Source organism: Marivita sp. (assembly GCF_051859345.1).
Classification (GTDB): Bacteria; Pseudomonadota; Alphaproteobacteria; order Rhodobacterales; family Rhodobacteraceae; genus Marivita.
Window position 1 is genome coordinate 26,943 of sequence record NZ_JBHYFV010000034.1, and the last position, 18,824, is coordinate 45,766.

17 protein-coding genes and 1 tRNA gene are annotated in these 18,824 nt (G+C 60.9%); 8 read left to right on the plus strand and 10 right to left on the minus strand.

Features of this window, described 5'->3' with window-relative positions; translation table 11 throughout:
- Positions 1 to 18: 18 nt before the first annotated feature.
- From ACTIEN_RS17485 to ACTIEN_RS17500, 4 genes are read right to left on the minus strand one after another with little or no spacing between them, the layout of a single operon-like run.
- Positions 19 to 843 carry an ATP-binding protein gene (locus ACTIEN_RS17485; RefSeq protein ID WP_439524453.1) on the minus strand — a complete coding sequence of 275 codons (825 nt, stop codon included), beginning with the start codon at positions 841 to 843 and terminating at the stop codon, positions 19 to 21.
- Positions 844 to 851: 8 nt separating this feature from the next.
- The gene (gene tatC, locus ACTIEN_RS17490) at positions 852 to 1,748 is read right to left on the minus strand and encodes a twin-arginine translocase subunit TatC (protein WP_439524437.1); all 897 of its coding nucleotides are present in this window, start codon (positions 1,746 to 1,748) and stop codon (positions 852 to 854) included.
- Positions 1,745 to 2,212 (minus strand): Sec-independent protein translocase protein TatB, encoded by a 468-nt coding sequence (gene tatB / locus ACTIEN_RS17495; protein WP_439524438.1) that lies wholly within the window; start codon positions 2,210 to 2,212, stop codon positions 1,745 to 1,747. Before tatB ends, tatC begins: the two co-directional genes overlap by 4 nt.
- A 6-nt stretch (positions 2,213 to 2,218) precedes the next feature.
- Positions 2,219 to 2,446 (minus strand): twin-arginine translocase TatA/TatE family subunit, encoded by a 228-nt coding sequence (locus ACTIEN_RS17500; RefSeq protein ID WP_439524439.1) that lies wholly within the window; start codon positions 2,444 to 2,446, stop codon positions 2,219 to 2,221.
- A 186-nt stretch (positions 2,447 to 2,632) separates the two neighbouring features.
- Here ACTIEN_RS17500 and ACTIEN_RS17505 point away from each other — a divergent pair, with 186 nt between their 5' ends.
- On the plus strand, positions 2,633 to 3,298 hold the full coding sequence (locus ACTIEN_RS17505; protein ID WP_439524440.1) for a helix-turn-helix transcriptional regulator: 666 nt from the start codon (positions 2,633 to 2,635) through the stop codon (positions 3,296 to 3,298).
- A gap of 56 nt (positions 3,299 to 3,354) precedes the next feature.
- Positions 3,355 to 6,555: a reductive dehalogenase gene (locus ACTIEN_RS17510; protein WP_439524441.1), complete on the plus strand. Its 3,201-nt coding sequence runs from the start codon at positions 3,355 to 3,357 to the stop codon at positions 6,553 to 6,555.
- A gap of 86 nt (positions 6,556 to 6,641) precedes the next feature.
- On the opposite strand, the gene ACTIEN_RS17515 is transcribed toward ACTIEN_RS17510, so the two are convergent.
- Complete coding sequence (locus ACTIEN_RS17515; protein ID WP_439524442.1) at positions 6,642 to 6,893, minus strand: hypothetical protein; 252 nt, start codon at positions 6,891 to 6,893, stop codon at positions 6,642 to 6,644.
- Between ACTIEN_RS17515 and ACTIEN_RS17520 the strand changes: the two genes are divergently transcribed.
- Positions 6,881 to 7,576 carry an RNA polymerase sigma factor gene (locus tag ACTIEN_RS17520; RefSeq protein WP_439524443.1) on the plus strand — a complete coding sequence of 232 codons (696 nt, stop codon included), beginning with the start codon at positions 6,881 to 6,883 and terminating at the stop codon, positions 7,574 to 7,576. The two genes, ACTIEN_RS17515 and ACTIEN_RS17520, sit on opposite strands and share 13 nt — an antisense overlap.
- A gap of 196 nt (positions 7,577 to 7,772) precedes the next feature.
- On the opposite strand, the gene ACTIEN_RS17525 is transcribed toward ACTIEN_RS17520, so the two are convergent.
- The 5 genes from ACTIEN_RS17525 to pdxH all read right to left on the minus strand — a co-directional run bounded on the left by ACTIEN_RS17525 (position 7,773) and on the right by pdxH (position 13,826).
- The gene (locus ACTIEN_RS17525; RefSeq protein WP_439524444.1) at positions 7,773 to 11,441 is read right to left on the minus strand and encodes a vitamin B12-dependent ribonucleotide reductase; all 3,669 of its coding nucleotides are present in this window, start codon (positions 11,439 to 11,441) and stop codon (positions 7,773 to 7,775) included.
- Positions 11,442 to 11,985: 544 nt separating this feature from the next.
- Positions 11,986 to 12,062 (minus strand) — tRNA-Pro (locus ACTIEN_RS17530).
- 60 nt (positions 12,063 to 12,122) lie between these two features.
- On the minus strand, positions 12,123 to 12,599 hold the full coding sequence (locus ACTIEN_RS17535) for a DUF192 domain-containing protein (protein WP_439524445.1): 477 nt from the start codon (positions 12,597 to 12,599) through the stop codon (positions 12,123 to 12,125).
- Complete coding sequence (locus ACTIEN_RS17540) at positions 12,578 to 13,102, minus strand: cold-shock protein (protein WP_439524446.1); 525 nt, start codon at positions 13,100 to 13,102, stop codon at positions 12,578 to 12,580. Before ACTIEN_RS17540 ends, ACTIEN_RS17535 begins: the two co-directional genes overlap by 22 nt.
- A gap of 118 nt (positions 13,103 to 13,220) precedes the next feature.
- The gene (gene pdxH / locus ACTIEN_RS17545) at positions 13,221 to 13,826 is read right to left on the minus strand and encodes a pyridoxamine 5'-phosphate oxidase (RefSeq protein WP_439524447.1); all 606 of its coding nucleotides are present in this window, start codon (positions 13,824 to 13,826) and stop codon (positions 13,221 to 13,223) included.
- A 167-nt stretch (positions 13,827 to 13,993) separates the two neighbouring features.
- On the opposite strand from pdxH, the gene fabI reads away from it, so the two are divergent.
- The 5 genes from fabI to ACTIEN_RS17570 form a co-directional block, all read left to right on the plus strand.
- A complete protein-coding gene (gene fabI, locus ACTIEN_RS17550; protein ID WP_439524448.1) occupies positions 13,994 to 14,800 on the plus strand; it encodes an enoyl-ACP reductase FabI in 807 nt (268 codons plus the stop codon).
- Between the two features lie 4 nt (positions 14,801 to 14,804).
- Positions 14,805 to 15,407: a LysE family translocator gene (locus tag ACTIEN_RS17555; protein ID WP_439524449.1), complete on the plus strand. Its 603-nt coding sequence runs from the start codon at positions 14,805 to 14,807 to the stop codon at positions 15,405 to 15,407.
- Between the two features lie 19 nt (positions 15,408 to 15,426).
- Positions 15,427 to 15,930, plus strand: a complete 504-nt coding sequence (gene gpt, locus ACTIEN_RS17560) for a xanthine phosphoribosyltransferase (protein ID WP_439524450.1) — start codon at positions 15,427 to 15,429, stop codon at positions 15,928 to 15,930.
- Between the two features lie 111 nt (positions 15,931 to 16,041).
- Positions 16,042 to 17,238: an aminotransferase gene (locus ACTIEN_RS17565; RefSeq protein ID WP_439524451.1), complete on the plus strand. Its 1,197-nt coding sequence runs from the start codon at positions 16,042 to 16,044 to the stop codon at positions 17,236 to 17,238.
- Positions 17,239 to 17,280: 42 nt separating this feature from the next.
- Positions 17,281 to 18,824: SurA N-terminal domain-containing protein (locus ACTIEN_RS17570; RefSeq protein ID WP_439524452.1), on the plus strand; the 1,544-nt coding region annotated here is incomplete at its 3' end.

An 18,824-nucleotide genomic window follows, 5' to 3' on the forward strand; every position in this document is an offset into this window, starting at 1 on the left:
AGCGGTCCGATACAGGGTCTAGAGAGAAACGCCGCGCCGTCCTGCAAGATCGGTGAAATACTGCCACGCCACACGGCCCGACCGCGCCCCGCGCGTGGCCTGCCACTCGATGGCCTCGGCGCGCAGCGTTGCATCGTCGATCTTGACCCCGTGGGCATCGCAATAGCCGCGGATCATGGCAAGGTAATCGTCCTGGTTGCAGGGATGAAAGCCCAACCAGAGCCCGAACCGGTCCGACAATGACACCTTTTCCTCGACCGCCTCGGACGGGTTGATGCCGGACGAGCGTTCGTTCTCGATCATGTCGCGCGGCATCAGGTGGCGGCGGTTCGACGTGGCATAGAACACCACGTTGTCTGGCCGGCCCTCGACCCCGCCATCCAGCACCGCTTTCAGCGATTTGTAATGCTGGTCGTCATGGCTGAAGCTGAGGTCGTCGCAGAACAGCAGGAACCGGTGATCTGAGGCGCGCAGCAGGTTGAGCAGACGCGCCACGCTGGGCAAATCCTCGCGCTGCAATTCCACCAGCTTGACACGCAGGCCTTCGGCAAGGATCGCCGCATGCACAGCCTTGATCAGGCTCGATTTGCCCATGCCCCGCGCGCCCCAGAGCAGCGCATTGTTCGCAGGCAGACCGCGCGCAAACTGGCGGGTGTTGGCCAGAAGCGTGTCCCGGCTTCGGTCCACCCCGATCAGAAGGTCCACTGCCACCCGGCTGACCCGGTGAACGGGCTGAAGATGATCCGGATCGACATGCCAGACAAACGCATCCGCCGCGTCGAAATCGGGTGCTGGCTGCGGCGCTGGTGCCAGCCGTTCCAGCGCCGCGACAATCCGTTCCATCGAATCGCTCACCGTTTCTCGTCCTCGTCTTCGTCAAACTCTTTCATCAGCGGATCGTCTTCGAGATCGTCATCTTCTGTCCAGAGACCTTGCGCCCTGAGCTCTGCCTCGCGCTTGCGCTCGACCCGGCGCACAAGGAAGATCGACACCTCGTATAGCCCGTAGACCACGACAAACAGGATCACCTGGGTGATCACGTCCGGCGGCGTGACCAGCGCGGCCAGCACCAGAATGGCGACAACGGCGTATTTGCGCACGTTGCCCAGCCCCTCTGAACTAACCAATCCGGCCTTGCCCATCAGCGTCAGCAACACCGGAAGCTGAAAGCACATCCCAAAGGCCACGATGAATTTCACGGTCAGGTTGAGGTATTCCTGCGCCGACCCCTGGAAGACCACGGACAGGCCCTGTGTCACCTCTTCGCCAACCACAGCCTCGCCCTCGGCACCGAATTGCTGGAAGCCAAGAAAGAAGTCATAGGCCAGCGGCGTGACCACATAGAACGCAAACGACGCGCCCAGGATGAACATGAAGGGAGAGGCCACAAGGAATGGCAGGAAAGCGCCCTTTTCGGACTTGTAAAGTCCGGGCGCCACAAAGCGCCACATCTGCAGGCTGATATAGGGAAACGCCAACATGAACCCGCCCAGAAGCGAGATCTTGATGGCGACGAAAAAGCCCTCCTGCGGGCTGATGAAGATCAGGTCGCAATCCTGTCCGCGTTCGGCCAGAACCTGGCACAGCGGATTGGTCAGGAAATTGAACAGCGGTGTCGCAACCGTGAAACAGATGATCATCCCGAACAGGAACGCGACAACCGAATGGATCAGACGGTTGCGCAGTTCGGCCAGATGCTCGATCAGCGGGGCCGAGCTGTCCTCGATCTCGTCGGGGGTGGTGTTCATTGCGTGTCTTTCGTCGCCGTGTCTGTCTCGGACGTGTCCGCTTTGGTCGCGGCTTCCATTTCTTCCACCTTGGCAGCGGCCTCGGCCGCCTCACGCGCCTTGCGTTCTGCGGATGCCTTGGCTGCGGAAAGTTCGATCTTCTTCTTCGCCTCCTGACGCTCTGCAGACAACTTGCCGGTCTGGCTGTCGGGTTTGATATCCGTCATCGACTTGGCCGCGTCTTTCACACCATCCATCGCCGAAGAAAACGGGTTCGACGCCGATTTGAAGGATTTGGCCATGTCCGACATTCCCGCATCATCAGCGGCATCATTCATTGCCCGGCTGAACTCGCGCGCCATGCCACGGGCCTTGCCCATGAACTTGCCCAGACTGCGAAACAGCACAGGCAGGTCTTTTGGCCCCACGACGATCAGCGCAACAACGCCGATCACCAAGAGCTCGGTCCAGCCAAGATCGAACATGTCGGCTTACACCTTGTCCTTGCTGGACTCAGACTCTGTCTGCGGCGTGACGTCTTTCGCCTCGTCCGCGTTGGCCTGTTCGATTTCTTCGCTGCCGTCTTTCACGCCTTTCTTGAAGGCGGTGATCCCCTTGCCCACTTCGCCCATCAGGGACGAAATCTTGCCGCGGCCGAACAGCACCAGCACCACAACGGCAATCAGCAGAAGGCCGGGAAGGCCGATATTGTTGAGCATGGCTCTCTCCTAACTATGTGACGCCGCAATGCGGCGCGTGTTGACTGCGCCGTTCTAATGCGTTTGGACCCTGCGGAAAAGCGCCAAACAGGGTTGAATTTCGGGTTTTGGAAGTGATTTTTGTCAAGAGCTTGTCAGTTGACAGGTTTTTGTCAGTATCACCGCATCTCAGAGCAAGGGAATCAGATGAAACGCAGCGATCGACTCTATGCCTTGATGCGACGTCTCAAGGACGGGCATCTGCACACGGCCGAAGCGATGGCGCAGGACTTGGGCGTGTCGATCCGCACGATCTATCGCGACATGGATACGCTTGCCACCTCTGGCGTGCCGGTCGAGGGCGCGCGCGGGTCCGGCTATACCGCGCGCGCCATGATCACCCTGCCGCCTCTGAACCTGACACATAAGGAACTGGAGGCGCTGCATATCGGCCTGGCCGCTGTGGGTGAGGCGGACACCGATGATCTGGCCCAGGCCGCCCGCGCCCTGGCGGACAAGATCGATGCCGTGCTGCCCGAAGATGCGGGTGCCCCTTCTGCGCGGTTTGGGTTTGCCACATACCCGTTTGCCGAAGCGGCGCAGGGCTTTCGTCACATGCCCGCCTTCCGCAAGGCCATCCGCGCGCGCCAGAAACTTCGTCTACAGCTTGAGGATGAAACAACCATGCACACCGTGCGGCCGCTCCATCTTGATTACTGGGGGCGCATCTGGACCTGCGTCGTCTGGGATGAAACCGACGAGGCGTTCGCAACCTTCCGAATGGACCGGGTGGCCGACCTGACGCCGCTGCCGGGGCTGTTTGTGGATGAGGCCGGGAAAACACTCAGGGATTTTCATGCCTTGCAGTCTTGAGCGCAGAATGATGCACTCCGCCATGCGCGCCAGCATGCGCCATTGGGGAGGACATCATGGGGCTTCGGTTCTTTTCTGACAAAAACCGGCCGGTGCATCTGGGTCCGTTCCCGCTGGAACGCGCCGTGCGCGGTCCGATGCCCGACCCTGCGACGATCCCGCCCCATCCCGGTCTGAGCTTTCATCGCCCCGACGATCCCGCCTCCATCATCAACGCCATGGCCGATTATCAGGCCATGATGGACGCGATCCGCGACGGATTCGTGAACAAGGCCCGATCCGCCTGCCCAGATGATGCAACAGAACGCGCCAACCATCTGAAAGCGTTTGGATATTTTTCAGACGCAACGATGGTCGGCATCGGCCCCTTGCTTCCCGCAGCGCGTCTGTCCGAACCGCGTCAGAACCCCGATATCGACCGTTTGTCCAGTGATCTGAAGACCCGACAGACCAAGACGCTCGCGTCAGGCATCGACATGATCATGGCCGATCTCAAAGAATCGATGGACGCGCCCCCCAGCTCCATCGACGGCCATCACACCGCGCTGGTGTTCCTCTACGAAATCCCCCGCGACCCGAAACCTGGTGAGTGCGGAATCGAATGGATCTCGGACGCGCAAGCCCACCGCGCGTGCCTGCGGGCGACCGAAACCGCTGTGGTGATCGCCAATTACATCCGCCTGCTGGGTTGGGACGCCAAGGCGCACTCCGCCACCAGCACCGATGTGGATCTCAACACCTGTTCGGTTGCGGCCGGTCTGGCGTACGGTTCAACCGGACGGGTGGTCAATCCGTGGCTGGGCGACCGCTTTGGCGTCGCGGTTGTAACAACCTCTTTCGACCTCGCCCATGACGCGCCCTTGTCCCCCGACCAGCCCAAATCGCTGACCCAAGGTCTGGCGTGGAAACTTGGCACCAATTCGGCGCGCTCCGGACTCAACTCCAACCCGTTCGACAGCCGCCGCTATGTCGATGGTCCGCATCCGTTCGAAACCCTGAAACGCGTTGAAACGCCGACCACCTATATCGACGAACCCAATGTCCCGCGCGTGCCCAAACGCGCCGACCTGTTCGCCCGTGCGCAGTTCGGGGACATGGGCAAGAAACTTCAGGACGGGGCAAAAGGCGGCTACTATGCCCGCAAGGCGGCCCCGTCTTCGGCACAGCGGCGCATGCTCGGAGCCTTTGTGTTATTGCAAGACGGACCGCCCGAAAACGGCCCACGGCCTGCAAACTTGCAAAGCAACGCCGACGCGATCAAGGCCACCGCCTATTGGCTGGGAGTCGATGCGCTGGGAATCAGCCGCTGCCCGGACTGGACCTGGTACAGCCACGACGCGCGCGGTGACGTGATTGACCCACCCCACGATCAGGCCATCAGCATCATCATCGACCAGGGCTACGAAACAATGGACGGCGCGTCGGGCGACGACTGGATCAGCGTCGCGCAATCCATGCGCGCCTACCTGCGCTTTTCGTTGTTGGGCGGCGTGCTGGCCAAGCAAATCCGCAATCTGGGCTACAGTGCAAAGGCGCATACGGTGCTGGATGGCGAAGTCCTTCAACCGCCGCTTCTGCTGCTCTCGGGTCTGGGCGAGGTCAGCCGCATCGGTGAGGTGATCCTCAACCCGTTCCTTGGGCCGCGCCTGAAATCCGGCGTCGTCACCACAGACATGCCGCTGGCGCATGACAAGCCCATCGATTTCGGTCTGCAAACCTTCTGCGAAAGCTGCAACAAATGCGCCCGCGAATGCCCGTCCGGGGCCATCACCGCCGGGCCGAAAAGGATGTTCAACGGCTACGAGATCTGGAAATCCGACAGCCAGAAATGCGCCACTTACCGCATCACCACCGAAGGCGGCGCGATGTGTGGGCGCTGCATGAAGACCTGCCCGTGGAACCTCGAAGGGCTGTTCGCCGAAAAACCGTTCCGCAAGGTCGCGATGACCCTGCCCCAAGCCGCGCCGATTCTGGCCAGGCTGGACGATGTCGCAGGCCGTGGCGGGCTGAACCCGGTCAAGAAATGGTGGTGGGATCTGGAGTTGCAGGACAACGGCAGCTACGCGCCGACCCACCATCCGGTCAATGCGCGCGACCTGCAGAAAGACCTGAACCTGAAATACGAGGACCAGACGCTGGCCGTCTACCCCGCGCCGCTGGCGCCGCATCCCTATCCCTACCCGGATCCGATGGACCGGGAAGCGGGCATCGACGCCTACAGCAAGATGGTCAGCGCGGAGGAGCACAAGGCGCGGCTGGCCAAAGGCGACACGTCCCACCTGCACCGCCGAAAAGACACTGCCGACAGCCCGGTTGTCCCGGTTGTGGTCAGCAAGGTCGAGAAAATGTCGCCCTCGGTTACCAAATACGAGTTCCGCCATGTCGACGGGCACGACCTGCCGGAATGGACGGCAGGCGGGCATCTCGATCTGGTCGTGGCGCCGGAATACCTGCGGCAATATTCCATGTCTGGTGATCCGGCGGATCGGTCGGTCTACCAGATCGGCGTGCTGCGCGAAGATCAGGGACGCGGCGGTTCGGCGCTTTTGCATCGGATCTTTGTCGAAGGACGCCGGGTGTTTGTGTCCAAACCCATCAACCATTTCCCGCTGGTCGAAGACGCCAATTTCACATGGTTGATGGGCGGTGGCATCGGCGTCACGCCGATGATCGCGATGGCGCATCGCCTGCACGCGCTGGGGCGTCCCTTCGCCCTGCACTATTCGCTGAAAACCCGCGCCGAGGCCGGGTATCTGGACGATCTCATCAACGCGCCATGGGCAGACAACGTGTACATCCATGTGACCGATGAGGGCAGCCGTGCCGATCTTCACGCCACCCTGCCAGATTATGCGGAGGGTCAGCACATCTATACCTGCGGGCCAGATCTTTACATGAACGCCGTCATGGAAGCTGCTGATAAAAGGGGGTTTCCAGAATCCTCAAGACATCTGGAATATTTTGCGGTCCCGGAATTGCCGGACTACGAAAACCATCCCTTCACCCTCAACCTCACCGATGGGCGCAGCTTTCTCGTGCCGGCAGACAAGACCGCCACGGATGTGCTGAACGAGAACGGGGTGTCGGTGGATGTGAAATGCTCGGACGGGATTTGCGGGGTGTGCAAGGCTCGGATCGTCAGTGGCGCGGTGGAACACCGGGATTTCGTGCTGTCCAAAGCGCAGCGGGCAGATCAGATCATCCTGTGCCAATCGCGGGCGGCCGATCCCGATGGTGAGATCACGATCGACTTGTAAGCGACTGAAATCCTTTAAAGGATTTCATCAAACTCTTTGAAGAGTTTGGCTGCGCGGACCACATGGGGCCGCGCAGCCGGACAGGATCAGCTGTCCGCTTCGGGCATCAGGCCTTCGCTTTGCGCAACGGCCAGTTCATCCGCGTTGACGAGCCCATCGCCATCGGTGTCCACTTGCATGAACGTGTCGGTCGTCACTTCGGGAAGGATGGCCTGCACCTCTTCCAGAGACAGCATTCCGTCCTGGTTGCTGTCGGCGGCCATATAGTCGGCGGCCATCGCAGCCATCGGCAGCGACACAAGGCTTGCAGCGATCAGGCGGGTCAGTGTCAGTTTCATATCGGTCTCCATTGTGGTCCTTGGTTCGAAGCGCCGCGTTTGCGACCTTCACCCTGTATGAGCGCGAAACCCGTTCCGGCATCCCGACCCGGATCGGCAGTGGCGCCGAGCCGCCCAAACCCGCCTGCGCGATGCGCAATCCGTTGCCAAAAACCGGCCCCGATCCGCCATCGGCGGAAACCCCCGGACTGGCCGGGGATTTTCCCGCTGTCATACCTGTGGTCATGGATACACATCACCTTTCCCGCCTGCGCGCCCGCGCCCGCCGCCTGTCGCGCAGCCCCCAGGATGCCGAGGATCTCTGTCACGAGGTCTGCCTTGCCATGCTGGAACGCGAAGCCGCCGGGGCCACGATCACCCAGCCCCTGCCTTACATGATGACCGCCCTGCGCCACGCCGCTGCCGCGCGGTCCCGCAGGATGGCGCGCGAAACGCCGATGGAGACGGCGTTCGAACCGCAGGTCGAGGATGCCACACTGGCCTGCCTGTGTTCCGAAGTGCTGGCGCGCATGGACGACCTGCCCGCCCTGGACCGTGCCTTGTTGCGGCGGGTGGGGTTCGAGGGTGTCACCCCGTCTGAACTGGCCGAGGAACTGGACGTGCCTGTCGGCACAATCATGTCCCGCCTTGCCCGTGCCCGTGCGCGCCTGCGCGACGCAGCGGGGATCAGATCGGTGTTTTGAGGGGGGCTCTGCCCCCGGCCTTCGGCCTCCCCCGAGGTATTTGGGGCCCAAAGAAGCGCGAAAAAAAGGGAGCCTCGGGGGCTCCCTTTGAAGTTTCGCTCGTCAAGCTCTCAAGTTGTACACCGCTCGGAATAATCTTGCCTGCGGCCCGACGCGCGTCAGAGGCGGGCGCACCCGCCTCGTGACTGGTTATGGGTTAGCTACACCCGCTCGTGCCACCACAGGTGTTGCACTTCATGCAGGTGCCGTTGCGCACCAGCGTGTAGTTGCCGCAATCGCCGCAGGCTTCACCTTCGTAGCCCTGCATCTTGGCGCGGGTCACGGCGGCCATTGCCGGAGCCGAGGTGCTGCTTGCAGCCACAGTGGCTGTCGCCATTCCCCCGGTCGAAGGCACCAGCGTGTTGAGCGCGGTCACTGCATCGACACCGCCGCCAAAGGCCACGGCCCCCGCCTGACCGCCCTGGAGCACGATCAGTTCCTGCGGCAGGCGCTTGCGCAGGTAGCCGGTGGAGCTGATCTGCTTGAGCACTTCGAGCGAGCGGGACGCTGCGGTTTCCGACAATTCCTTGACGTTGGACACGCCCTCTTCCTCGCCGCGGCCCAGATCGTCGAACGACGCGCCTTCGGGCTTTACATGGGCCAGATCGGTGCGGTCCAGATAGCTGACCGCCAGTTCGCGGAAGATGTAGTCAAGGATCGAGGTCGCGTTCTTGATGCTGTCATTGCCCTGCACCATGCCCGCCGGTTCGAACTTGGTGAAGGTGAAGGCATCGACGAATTCCTCGAGCGGCACACCGTATTGAAGACCCACCGACACCGCGATGGCGAAGTTGTTCATCATGGCGCGGAAGCCAGCGCCTTCCTTGTGCATGTCGATGAAGATCTCGCCCAGATTGCCGTCTTCGTATTCGCCGGTGCGCAGGTAGACCTTGTGCCCGCCAACGATGGCTTTCTGGGTGTAGCCCTTGCGGCGCTCCGGCATCTTGGTGCGCTGCGACTTGATGATCTCCTTGATGACCACCTTCTCGACGATCTTTTCGGCCAGAGTGACCGCCTTGTCGTGTACCGATCCGGATTCGAGGATCTCGGCGGCCTCTTCATCGTCTTCGACCAGCGCCGCCGCCAGGGGCTGCGACAGCTTGGAGCCGTCGCGGTAAAGCGCGTTGGCCTTGGTGCCCAGCGACCAGCTCAGTTCGTAGGCGTTCTGGCAGTCTTCGATGGTGGCGTCATTGGGCATGTTGATCGTCTTGGAGATCGCGCCCGAGATGAAGGACTGCGCGGCGGCCATCATGGTGATGTGGCTGTTGACCGACAGGTAACGCTTGCCCTTCTTGCCGCAGGCATTGGCGCAATCGAAGACCGGGTAATGTTCGACCTTGAGATGCGGCGCCCCTTCCAGTGTCATCGTGCCGCAGACATGGTCATTGGCCGCGTCGATATCCGCCTTGGTAAAGCCAAGGTGGCGCAGCAGGTCGAAGGTGGGATCGTTCAGCTTGTCCGCCGGGATGCCCAGCACTTCGCGGCAGAACTCTTCGCCCAGCGTCCACTGGTTGAACACGAAGCGGATGTCAAAGGCCGCGGCGAGCGCCTTGTCGACCTTTTCGAGCTGTGCCGGACCAAAGCCGTGACCCGCCAGCGAGGTGTGGTTGATGCCCGGCGCGTTGCCGATGGTGCCGTGGCCGACGGCGTAGGACACGATCTCTTCGATCTGCGCCGATCCGTAGCCCAGCTTTTCAAGTGCTGCCGGCACCGACTGGTTGATGATCTTGAAGTAACCGCCACCGGCCAGTTTCTTGAACTTCACCAGCGCGAAGTCCGGCTCGATGCCCGTGGTGTCGCAATCCATGACCAGACCGATGGTGCCCGTGGGGGCGATCACAGTGGATTGGGCATTCCGGTAGCCGTGCTTTTCGCCAAGGCGCAGCGCCTCGTCCCAGCTTGCCATCGCCAGATCGACCAGACGGCTGTCCGGGCAGTTGGCGTGGTCAAGCGCAACCGGCTTGACCGACAGGCTTTCATAGCCGTCCGTCGCGCCATAGGCCGCGTTGCGGTGGTTGCGGATCACGCGCAGCATGTGATCGGCGTTCTTCTTGTAGCCGGGAAACGGGCCCAGCTCTCCGGCGATCTCGGCCGATGTGGCGTAGGACACGCCGGTCATCACAGCCGTCAGCGCACCACAAAGCGCGCGGCCTTCGTCGCTGTCATAGCTGAAGCCGAGGTTCATCAGCAGACCGCCGATATTGGCATAGCCCAGACCCAGCGTGCGGAAATCATAGGACCGCTGCGCGATTTCCTTGGACGGGAACTGCGCCATCATCACCGAGATTTCGAGCGTCAGCGTCCACAAGCGTGTGGCGTGCATGTAGTCTTCCGACTGAAACTCGCCGTCCTTGAGAAAGGTCAGCAGGTTCATCGACGCGAGGTTACACGCGGTGTCGTCAAGGAACATGTATTCCGAACAGGGGTTCGAGCCGCGAATTTCGCCGTCCGCCGGGCAGGTGTGCCATTCGTTGACGGTGTCGTGGAACTGGATACCCGGATCGGCACAGGCCCAGGCCGCGTGGCCCACGTCTTCCCACAGGTCGCGTGCCTTGATCGTCTTGGCAACGCTGCCATCGGTGCGGCGGATCAGTTCCCAATCGGCATCGTCCTTGACGGCCTTGAGGAACGCGTTGGTGACCCGGATGGAGTTGTTCGAGTTCTGGCCCGAGACAGACGCATAGGCTTCGCTATCCCAATCGGTGTCATAGGTCGGGAATTCGATGCTGCTATAGCCCTGCCGTGCGTAATCCAGCACGCGCTTGATATAGGTCTCGGGGATCATCACACCTTTGGCTGCGCGAATTGCGCCCTTCAAGGCATTGTTTTTCTTGGGATCATAGGCGTCATCTTCAGCCCCGTCCCAAGTGCCGATGGCAGCGAAGATCGCGTTGAGCATCTTTTCGTGCATCTTCGACCCGGCGACGATGGACGCGACCTTCTGCTCTTCCTTGACCTTCCAGTTGATGAATTCCTCGATATCGGGATGGTCGGCATCGCAGATCACCATCTTGGCCGCGCGGCGCGTGGTACCACCCGACTTGATCGCGCCCGCCGCGCGGTCACCGATCTTGAGGAAGCCCATCAGGCCCGACGACTTGCCGCCGCCCGACAGCGGCTCGTTGGCTGCGCGGAGCGAGCTGAAGTTGGTGCCGGTGCCGGAACCATACTTGAACAGGCGAGCTTCGCGGACCCAGAGGTCCATGATGCCGCCCTCACCGACCAGATCATCTGCCACGGACTGGATGAAGCACGCATGGGGCTGTGGGTGCTCATAGGCCGAAGAGGACTTGGTCAGTTCGCCTGTCTTGTAGTCGACATAGAAGTGGCCCTGGCTCGGGCCGTCGATGCCGTAGGCCCAGTGAAGACCGGTGTTGAACCACTGGGGGCTGTTTGGCGCGGCCTTCTGCGTGGCCAGCATGAACCGCATTTCATCGAAATAGGCCTGCGCGTCCTCTTCGGTGGTGAAGTAGCCGCCTTTCCAGCCCCAATAGGTCCACGCGCCTGCAAGACGATCAAACACCTGCTTGGACGACGCTTCGCCGGTGCGCGGAGTGTCGTCGTCTTCAGGAGCAGAGCGCCACAGGAAGCTGGGCACGTCTTTTTCCTTGATCTTCTTCAGAGAGACCGGAACGCCTGCTTTCCGAAAGTATTTCTGTGCGATGACATCGCTTGCCACCTGGCTCCAGCTGGCCGGGACTTCGACATCGTCCAATTTGAAAACCACGGTCCCGTCGGGATTGCGAATTTCCGACTTGGTCGAGACAAATTCGATTCCCGCATATGCATCCTGCCCAGATTTCGTAAATTTTCTTTCGATTTTCATCGCACCGGTCTCTTTTTATGTGTGTCTACCCCATGGCCCATGTCTGGACCTCGATAGGCACGGGTTTTCCGGACCCGCAGCGTCAGTGCGCGCAGGCATAAGCGCCTCAAAAGCTAGTCCCGGATAATCCCGTCCCTGATGTCGGCCTAAGCACTATATGTTGTGGTTGAGCGATCCGACCCGCACAAATTGGCGGAAATGGGAGGGAGTCGTCAACACGTTTTTTGGAATTTTTGCCATACATTTTGGGTTGACCGGCATGGAAGACACAAGAGCTAGCGATTCATGTGTGGATGACCCGTGTATAGATCTGTGGATAAGTGCCGCGATGAAAAGACAAGCGCTGACAGAGAGTTATCCACAGGCTTTCAAGGGGTTCATAAAGCCAAATTGCCACGATGTGTTGCGCGATTGCGCACGGTGTCCCGAATCCCGCGCAGTGCCGCCCTGTGGCAGAGATCACACGGACAACCAGCGTCGGGAAGAATTCCCCGAACAGGCGCATCACCCGCACGCTTGGTCACTGTTGGAAGGTTTTCTGAAATGGTCGGGACGGCAAGATTCGAACTTGCGACCTACGGTACCCAAAACCGTCGCGCTACCAGGCTGCGCTACGCCCCGACTGTCGCGTCGTTTAGCGACCGGACTCTGATTTGAAAAGCGGTTTTTTCCGCGAAGCCTTCAAGACGCGCAGGCCCAGCTTGCACTCGTCTCGGGAATGGCCGGGTGGCGCATCTCGGTGCCAACATCAATTCCCAATCTTTCGGCCAGTCCGCCATTGATTTCGAGCACAAACTGGATGCCCTGCCCACCCGCAATCCCGGTCAGATCACCCGGCACCGCGTTTTCATGCACACGCTGCACGACGCCCGCGTCATCGGCAAAGATCATGTCCAGAGGAATAAGCGTGTTTTTCATCCAGAACGACACGGTCTGTTCTCGTTCATAGACAAACAGCATGCCCGCCATCGTCGGCATATAGTCGACAAACATCAACCCGCGGCTGCGCAGTTCGGGTGTGTCGGCGACATCAACGGAAATCCGTGCGCTGCCCCAATCCCCTCTCAGGAAGACAGTGTCATCGCGACAGGCCTCGGTTGCAGCCGCCTGCGAGGCGGCGATTGCAAAAAGAACACTTAGGCCAAACCACTTTCCCACGCGAGAACCTCTACAGCCATGCGCCCGCGACTGCTGTCGATCGACCTCAGCGCCAGCGCTTCGCCAGGAAACAAATCCGAAAGGCCCGACCGACGCAAGACCTCGACATGAATAAACACGTCTTCGGATCGGCCATAGACATTCGCAAATCCAAAACCCTTGGCCTTGTCGAACCATTTCACGCGGGCAGGCTCAAGTGGGGCTGCCGCGATCTCTTCGGGCGACACCCCGCCGAAATCCTCAAGCGGCGCAACATCCCGAAGGTCCGGCGGCGCAATATCGACAACTTCAACCGCCTGCAAACCACGGCCAGTGGTCTGCACGATCACCTCGATCTTTGCGCCATCCGCAACTGAGCCCTGACCATAGTTTCGAAGCACGTTTGCATGAAGCAGGATGTCAGGCCCACCTTCATCCGAGACCAGAAAGCCAAACCCTTTGGCCGGGTCAAACCACTTCACATGACCTGAGACGCGTGCGTCAGGTTTTTGTGACTGTTCCAAGTTTTTATCCAACATCAAATTCCCGTCACCAATTTTGGCGTCCCAAACGAGGTTTGCAAGGTCAAACTATATGAAAAACAAGCAGAAATCTAACCCCACATTTCATGTAACGTGAGCGTCAGGGATTCAATCTCTTGATATTCCACGTTTTTTCGTTACCATTTCTTTCCCACCGGAACCGATCATGTAACCTAAAGGCCCCATCGGCCCAGAACTCGATTTCTGTCGGATGGATGCGAAATCCTCCCCAGAATGGCGGTCTTGCAGGGTTGGTGCCCAGCTTGGGTGTGAGTTTTGCAACCTCGGCCATCAATTCCGTTCTTGATCCCAAAGGCTGCGACTGCTTTGAGGCCCACGCACCCAAACGGCTCTTCAAGGATCGGGATGCATAGTACTCGTCCGCCTTTTCTCCATCTTCGCGCGTGACTGTGCCCCGGACGCGGATTTGGCGACGCAAAGACTTCCAGTGCATCACAAAAGCCGCCTTGCCAGCCGATTGGATCTCCTGACCCTTGCGGCTGTCGTAATTGGTATAAAAGACAAAGGCATCGTCTTCGATCTCTTTCAGCAGAACCATGCGGGCATTCGGCATACCGTCGCCATCCACCGTCGACAACGCAATGGCATTGGGATCATTGATCTCTGACACCTCGGCTTCACTCAGCCAGGCGCGGGCAATCCCGAACGGGTTCTCACCCGAAAATATTCCTGTGCGATCGCTCATGTGACCCTCCTGCAGAAACGTGCGCCCTAGCGGACAATCCCAGGGGTTGTCTACACCTAGATCGTGTCAGTTGGGGAATGCCCGCAGGCCGTCCAATTGACAGCCTTGCCGGGCAGGCGTCCATCGCCTAAACGAAGGGAACCCATACAAGAAAAAGGCAAGACACCATGAAAAGCGAAATAATGGCCGGAAAGCGCGGGCTTATCATGGGCCTGGCCAATGACAAATCCATCGCATGGGGGATCGCGCGCGCACTTGGCGAGGCCGGTGCGCAGCTTGCCTTTTCCTACCAGGGTGACGCCCTGAAAAAACGCGTCGATCCGCTTGCCGCACAGCTTGGATCGGACATCGTTCTGCCCTGTGACGTGGGTGACGAAGCGTCAATTGATTCTCTTTTCGACAGCCTGAGAACCCGCTGGGACAGTCTCGATTTCATCGTCCACGCCATCGGCTTTTCCGACAAGTCGGAACTGCGGGGCCGATATGTCGACACCTCGCGCGACAATTTCATGATGACAATGGACATCTCGGTCTATTCCTTCACCTCCATCATGCAGCGTGCCGAAAAGATGATGACCAATGGCGGCGCCGCCCTCACCATGACCTACTACGGGGCCGAACGGATCATGCCCCATTATAATGTCATGGGCGTTGCCAAGGCCGCGCTGGAATCCTCCGTGCGCTACCTGGCCGAAGACCTTGGCAAGGACGGCATCCGCGTCAACGCCATCTCCGCAGGCCCGATCAAGACACTCGCCGCCTCGGGCATCGGCGATTTCCGCTACATCATGAAGTGGAACGAATACAATTCGCCACTGCGCCGCAACGTGACAATCGACGATGTCGGAAAATCCGCGCTGTACCTGCTGTCCGATCTCGGCTCGGGTGTGACTGGCGAAACCCATCATGTGGACGCAGGATACCATGTCGTCGGCATGAAAGCGGTCGACGCCCCGGACATGTCCAAGGAATAACCCCGTGACAACGGCACAGTTCATCGCGTTCAACCTGACCCTGCTGGCAGCAATGGCCGCGCCCGGCCCTGCCCTGCTCTATGCGCTGCGCCAATCAGTTGCCGGCGGGTTCAGCGCAGGTGTCGCGACCGGAGCGGGACTTGCGGTGATGGCCGCCACCTGGACCGGGGCCGCCTTGCTTGGCCTCAACGCGGTCTTCGCGCTGGTGCCCTGGGCCTATGTTGTGCTCAAGACCGCTGGGGCGGCCTACCTCATCTGGATCGCGGTACAGCTCTGGCGTCACGCAAACGCACCCGTCTCGGACAGCGCACATCCCGGCGCACGCGCGTTTCTCGGCGGGGTGCTGGTGAACGCCGCCAATCCGAAATCCGTGCTGTTTGCAGGCGCCGTGCTGGTGGTGATCTTTCCACCCGACCTGAACCTCTCTCAGAAAAGCCTGATCGTTTTCAATCACCTGACTGTCGAACTCATCGTCTACACCCTCTTCGCCGCCTGCCTGTCCAGCGCCCCAGCCCGCGCCGGATACCTGCGCCTGAAACCGATCATCGACCGCACCGCATCGGTCATCCTTGGCGCACTTGGCCTGCGCCTGCTGTTCGGACGCTGACACCCCAAAGGAGCCTGCCATGACCGACCGCCTGCCCCACGAAAAAGGATTCCACGTCAGCTGGGATCAACTGCACCGCGACGCCCGCGCCCTTGCGTGGCGGCTTCAGGGTGAAGGCCCCGACAACGGCGGCTGGCGCGCCGTGGTCGCCATCACCCGCGGCGGCATGGCCCCCGCGATGATCGTCGCGCGCGAACTCGATATCCGCATGGTCGATACCATCAGCGTCAAAAGCTACAACCACCAGACCCAGGCCGAACCCAAGGTGATCAAATCGCCCGACATGGAGGTGGTCGGAGACGGCACCGGAGTGCTGGTGGTCGACGATCTCGTGGACACGGGCCGCACGCTGGAAGTGGTGCGCAAACACATGCCAAATGCCCATATCGCCACAGTCTACGCCAAACCGATGGGCCGCCCGCAGGTCAACACCTTCATCACCGAAGTCAGCCAGGATACATGGATCTTCTTCCCATGGGACATGGCCCTTCAATATGTCGAACCTTATCGCGGGACGGACTGACCCGGTTTCTTTGGGCCTCAAATACCTCGGGGTGAGGCCAAAGGCCGAGGGGCAGAGCCCCTGAAACCAAACAAAAAGCGCGCCGAAGGCGCACAATGTGGATAGACCGCCATGACCTCACGGACCCAGACCACCTTTGCACCCCCGGTGATGGAGGCCCGTCGCTGGCTCGACGGTGTGACCTTTCCGGACAACTTGCCGCTGATCAATGTCAGCCAGGCCGCCCCGGTCGATCCACCACCCCCGCCCCTGCGCGCTGCCATGGCCGACGCGCTCGAACGGCCCGAGACCCATCTTTACGGCCCGGTTCTGGGTCTGCCCACCCTGCGACAGGAGCTCGCCGCGCAATGGTCGGCGCATTACGCCGGGACCACCACACCGGATCAGGTCGCCATCACCTCGGGCTGCAACCAGGCCTTTGCCGCCACCATCACCGCGCTGTGTACCGAAGGTGATGACGTCATCCTCCCGACGCCGTGGTATTTCAATCACAAGATGTGGCTCGACATGTCGGGTGTGACGGCGGTCGCCCTGCCCACCGGCCCCGATCTGATCCCAGACGCCAATGCGGCCCGCGCGCTCATCACACCCAGGACCCGCGCCATCGCCCTGGTCACGCCGAACAATCCCGGCGGTGTCGAATACCCTGCCGAGACCCTCGAGGCGTTCTTCACCCTTGCCCGCGAGACCGGGATCAAGCTGATCGTCGATGAGACCTACCGCGATTTCGACAGTCGCCCCAACCCGCCACATAGCCTGCTGTCGGACCCAACCTGGGACGACACGCTGATCCAGCTCTATTCCTTTTCCAAGGCCTACCGCCTGACCGGCCACCGCGTCGGCGCGATCATCGCCAACCCGGCGCTCTTGGCCGAGATCGAGAAATTCCTCGACACCGTCGCCATCTGCCCGTCGCAACTGGGCCAGCACGCGGCCCTTTGGGGCTTGCAACATCTCGGCGACTGGCTGGCCGGAGAGCGCGACGAGATCCTCGACCGGCGTGCGGCGATCCACGACAACATACCCCTGATCGCAGCCAAGGGATGGCGGCTCATGGGGTGCGGCGCCTATTTCGCCTATCTCGAACATCCCTTTGCCGAAAGCAGCGCCACACTGGCCCCGAAACTGGTTCAGGAGATCGGCGTGCTGGCCCTGCCCGGCACCATGTTCACCCCCGCCACAGACCCGTCCGGCGCGCGCCAGTTCCGCGTCGCCTTTGCCAACGTGGATCGCGACGGGATCACCACTTTGTTCACCCGGCTGGCCAGTCTCGACTGGCCCCTTGCGACCCCTGTCCCTGCCGCGTAGACACATCGCACGAAAACGCAACGAAGCAAGGGGCACACCCACATGGCCATGGGCAAAGGCAAGCTGTCAAAGACCTTCATCTGGATCCTGATGGGGCTTCTTATCATCGGCCTTGCAGGCTTTGGCGCGACCAGCCTGACGGGCAATGCGCGCAGCGTCGCGACCGTGGGTGAGAAAGAGGTCACAACCGACGCCTACCTGCGCAACCTGCGCACCGAGATAAACGCGTTCGCCGCACAGGCCGGGCGCGCCGTCCCGATGTCCGAAGCCCAGTCCATTGGCCTTGATCGCCAGGTGCTCGCCCAGTTGATCACCGCCCGCGGCCTTGACAACGAAGCGTCCCGCATCAGCCTGTCGGTCGGTGACGCGGTGGTGGCGGACCAGCTTTTGCAAGTGCCGTCCTTCCAGGGGGCAGATGGCGGCTTCAACCGCGAAGCCTACAGCTTCGCCCTGCGCAATCAGGGTCTCTCCGAAGCGCAGTTCGAAGAACAGCTGCGCGATGACACGTCCCGCAGCATCCTGCAAAGCGCCCTGATCGCAGGCAACACATTGCCCGACACCTATATCGACACGCTGCTGTCCTATACCGGCGAAACCCGCGATTTTACCTGGGCCCGGCTCAGCGGATCAGACCTACAGACCGGCCTGCCGGAACCGTCAGAGGCCGATCTGCAAGCCTATTACGACGACAATATCGACAATTACACCCTGCCCGAACTGCGCGACATCACCTATGCGTGGATCACGCCGGAAATGATCGTCGACACCGTCGAGGTCGATGAAGACGCCCTGCGCGCCTCGTATGACGAACGCTTCGACCAGTTCAACCTGCCCGAACGCCGCCTTGTCGAGCGCCTCATCTTCAGCACGCAAGACGCCGCAACCGAGGCGCTGAGCCGCTTGGACGATGACCTGACCTTCGAGTCTTTGGTCGAGGAACGCGGCCTGGCAATGGCGGATGTCGACATGGGCGATGTCACCCGCGACACGCTGGGCGACGCCGCAGAAGGGGTGTTTGCCGCCGAAACCGGTGACGTGGTCGGTCCGTTGCCAACCAATCTCGGCCCGGCGCTTTTTCGCATCAACGCGGTGCTCGATGCGCAAAGCACCACGTTCGAGGACGCCCGCCCCGATCTGCGCAGCGAACTGGCACTCGACCGCGCGCGGCGCGTGATCGACACGCTGGCACAATCCATCGACGATGAACTCGCCGCCGGTGCAACACTTGAAGAAATCGCCGACACCACCGAAGCACAGCTTGGTCAGATCGACTGGTTCTCTGGTGCCGATGGCGCAATCGCCGCCTATGACGCCTTCCGCGAAGCGGCAGGCAACCTCAACGAAGGTGATTTTCCCGAAGTCCTGCAATTGGGGGATGGCGGCGTCTTTGCCATGCGCCTCAACCGCATCCAACCGCCCGCGCCACAGCCGATCGAAGATGTGATCGACCAGGTCCGTCAGGGCTGGGACACCCGCGAACAAACCGCACAATTGATGGTGCAGGCCGAAGATATCGCGGCGTCCCTTGCCAATGGCGCGTCTTTCGAAGACCTCGGACTGGCACCGCAAACCGAAACCGATCTTGG

What these genes read in the sequence shown, in the direction of transcription:
- ACTIEN_RS17510 (WP_439524441.1), top strand. Translation starts at nt 3,355, where the DNA reads ATGGGGCTTCGGTTCTTTTCTGACAAAAACCGGCCGGTGCATCTGGGT.
- ACTIEN_RS17500 (WP_439524439.1), bottom strand. Translation starts at nt 2,446, where the DNA reads ATGCTCAACAATATCGGCCTTCCCGGCCTTCTGCTGATTGCCGTTGTG.
- pdxH (WP_439524447.1), bottom strand. Translation starts at nt 13,826, where the DNA reads ATGAGCGATCGCACAGGAATATTTTCGGGTGAGAACCCGTTCGGGATT.
- ACTIEN_RS17505 (WP_439524440.1), top strand. Translation starts at nt 2,633, where the DNA reads ATGAAACGCAGCGATCGACTCTATGCCTTGATGCGACGTCTCAAGGAC.
- ACTIEN_RS17565 (WP_439524451.1), top strand. Translation starts at nt 16,042, where the DNA reads ATGACCTCACGGACCCAGACCACCTTTGCACCCCCGGTGATGGAGGCC.
- fabI (WP_439524448.1), top strand. Translation starts at nt 13,994, where the DNA reads ATGAAAAGCGAAATAATGGCCGGAAAGCGCGGGCTTATCATGGGCCTG.
- tatB (WP_439524438.1), bottom strand. Translation starts at nt 2,212, where the DNA reads ATGTTCGATCTTGGCTGGACCGAGCTCTTGGTGATCGGCGTTGTTGCG.
- gpt (WP_439524450.1), top strand. Translation starts at nt 15,427, where the DNA reads ATGACCGACCGCCTGCCCCACGAAAAAGGATTCCACGTCAGCTGGGAT.
- tatC (WP_439524437.1), bottom strand. Translation starts at nt 1,748, where the DNA reads ATGAACACCACCCCCGACGAGATCGAGGACAGCTCGGCCCCGCTGATC.
- ACTIEN_RS17515 (WP_439524442.1), bottom strand. Translation starts at nt 6,893, where the DNA reads ATGAAACTGACACTGACCCGCCTGATCGCTGCAAGCCTTGTGTCGCTG.
- ACTIEN_RS17525 (WP_439524444.1), bottom strand. Translation starts at nt 11,441, where the DNA reads ATGAAAATCGAAAGAAAATTTACGAAATCTGGGCAGGATGCATATGCG.
- ACTIEN_RS17485 (WP_439524453.1), bottom strand. Translation starts at nt 843, where the DNA reads ATGGAACGGATTGTCGCGGCGCTGGAACGGCTGGCACCAGCGCCGCAG.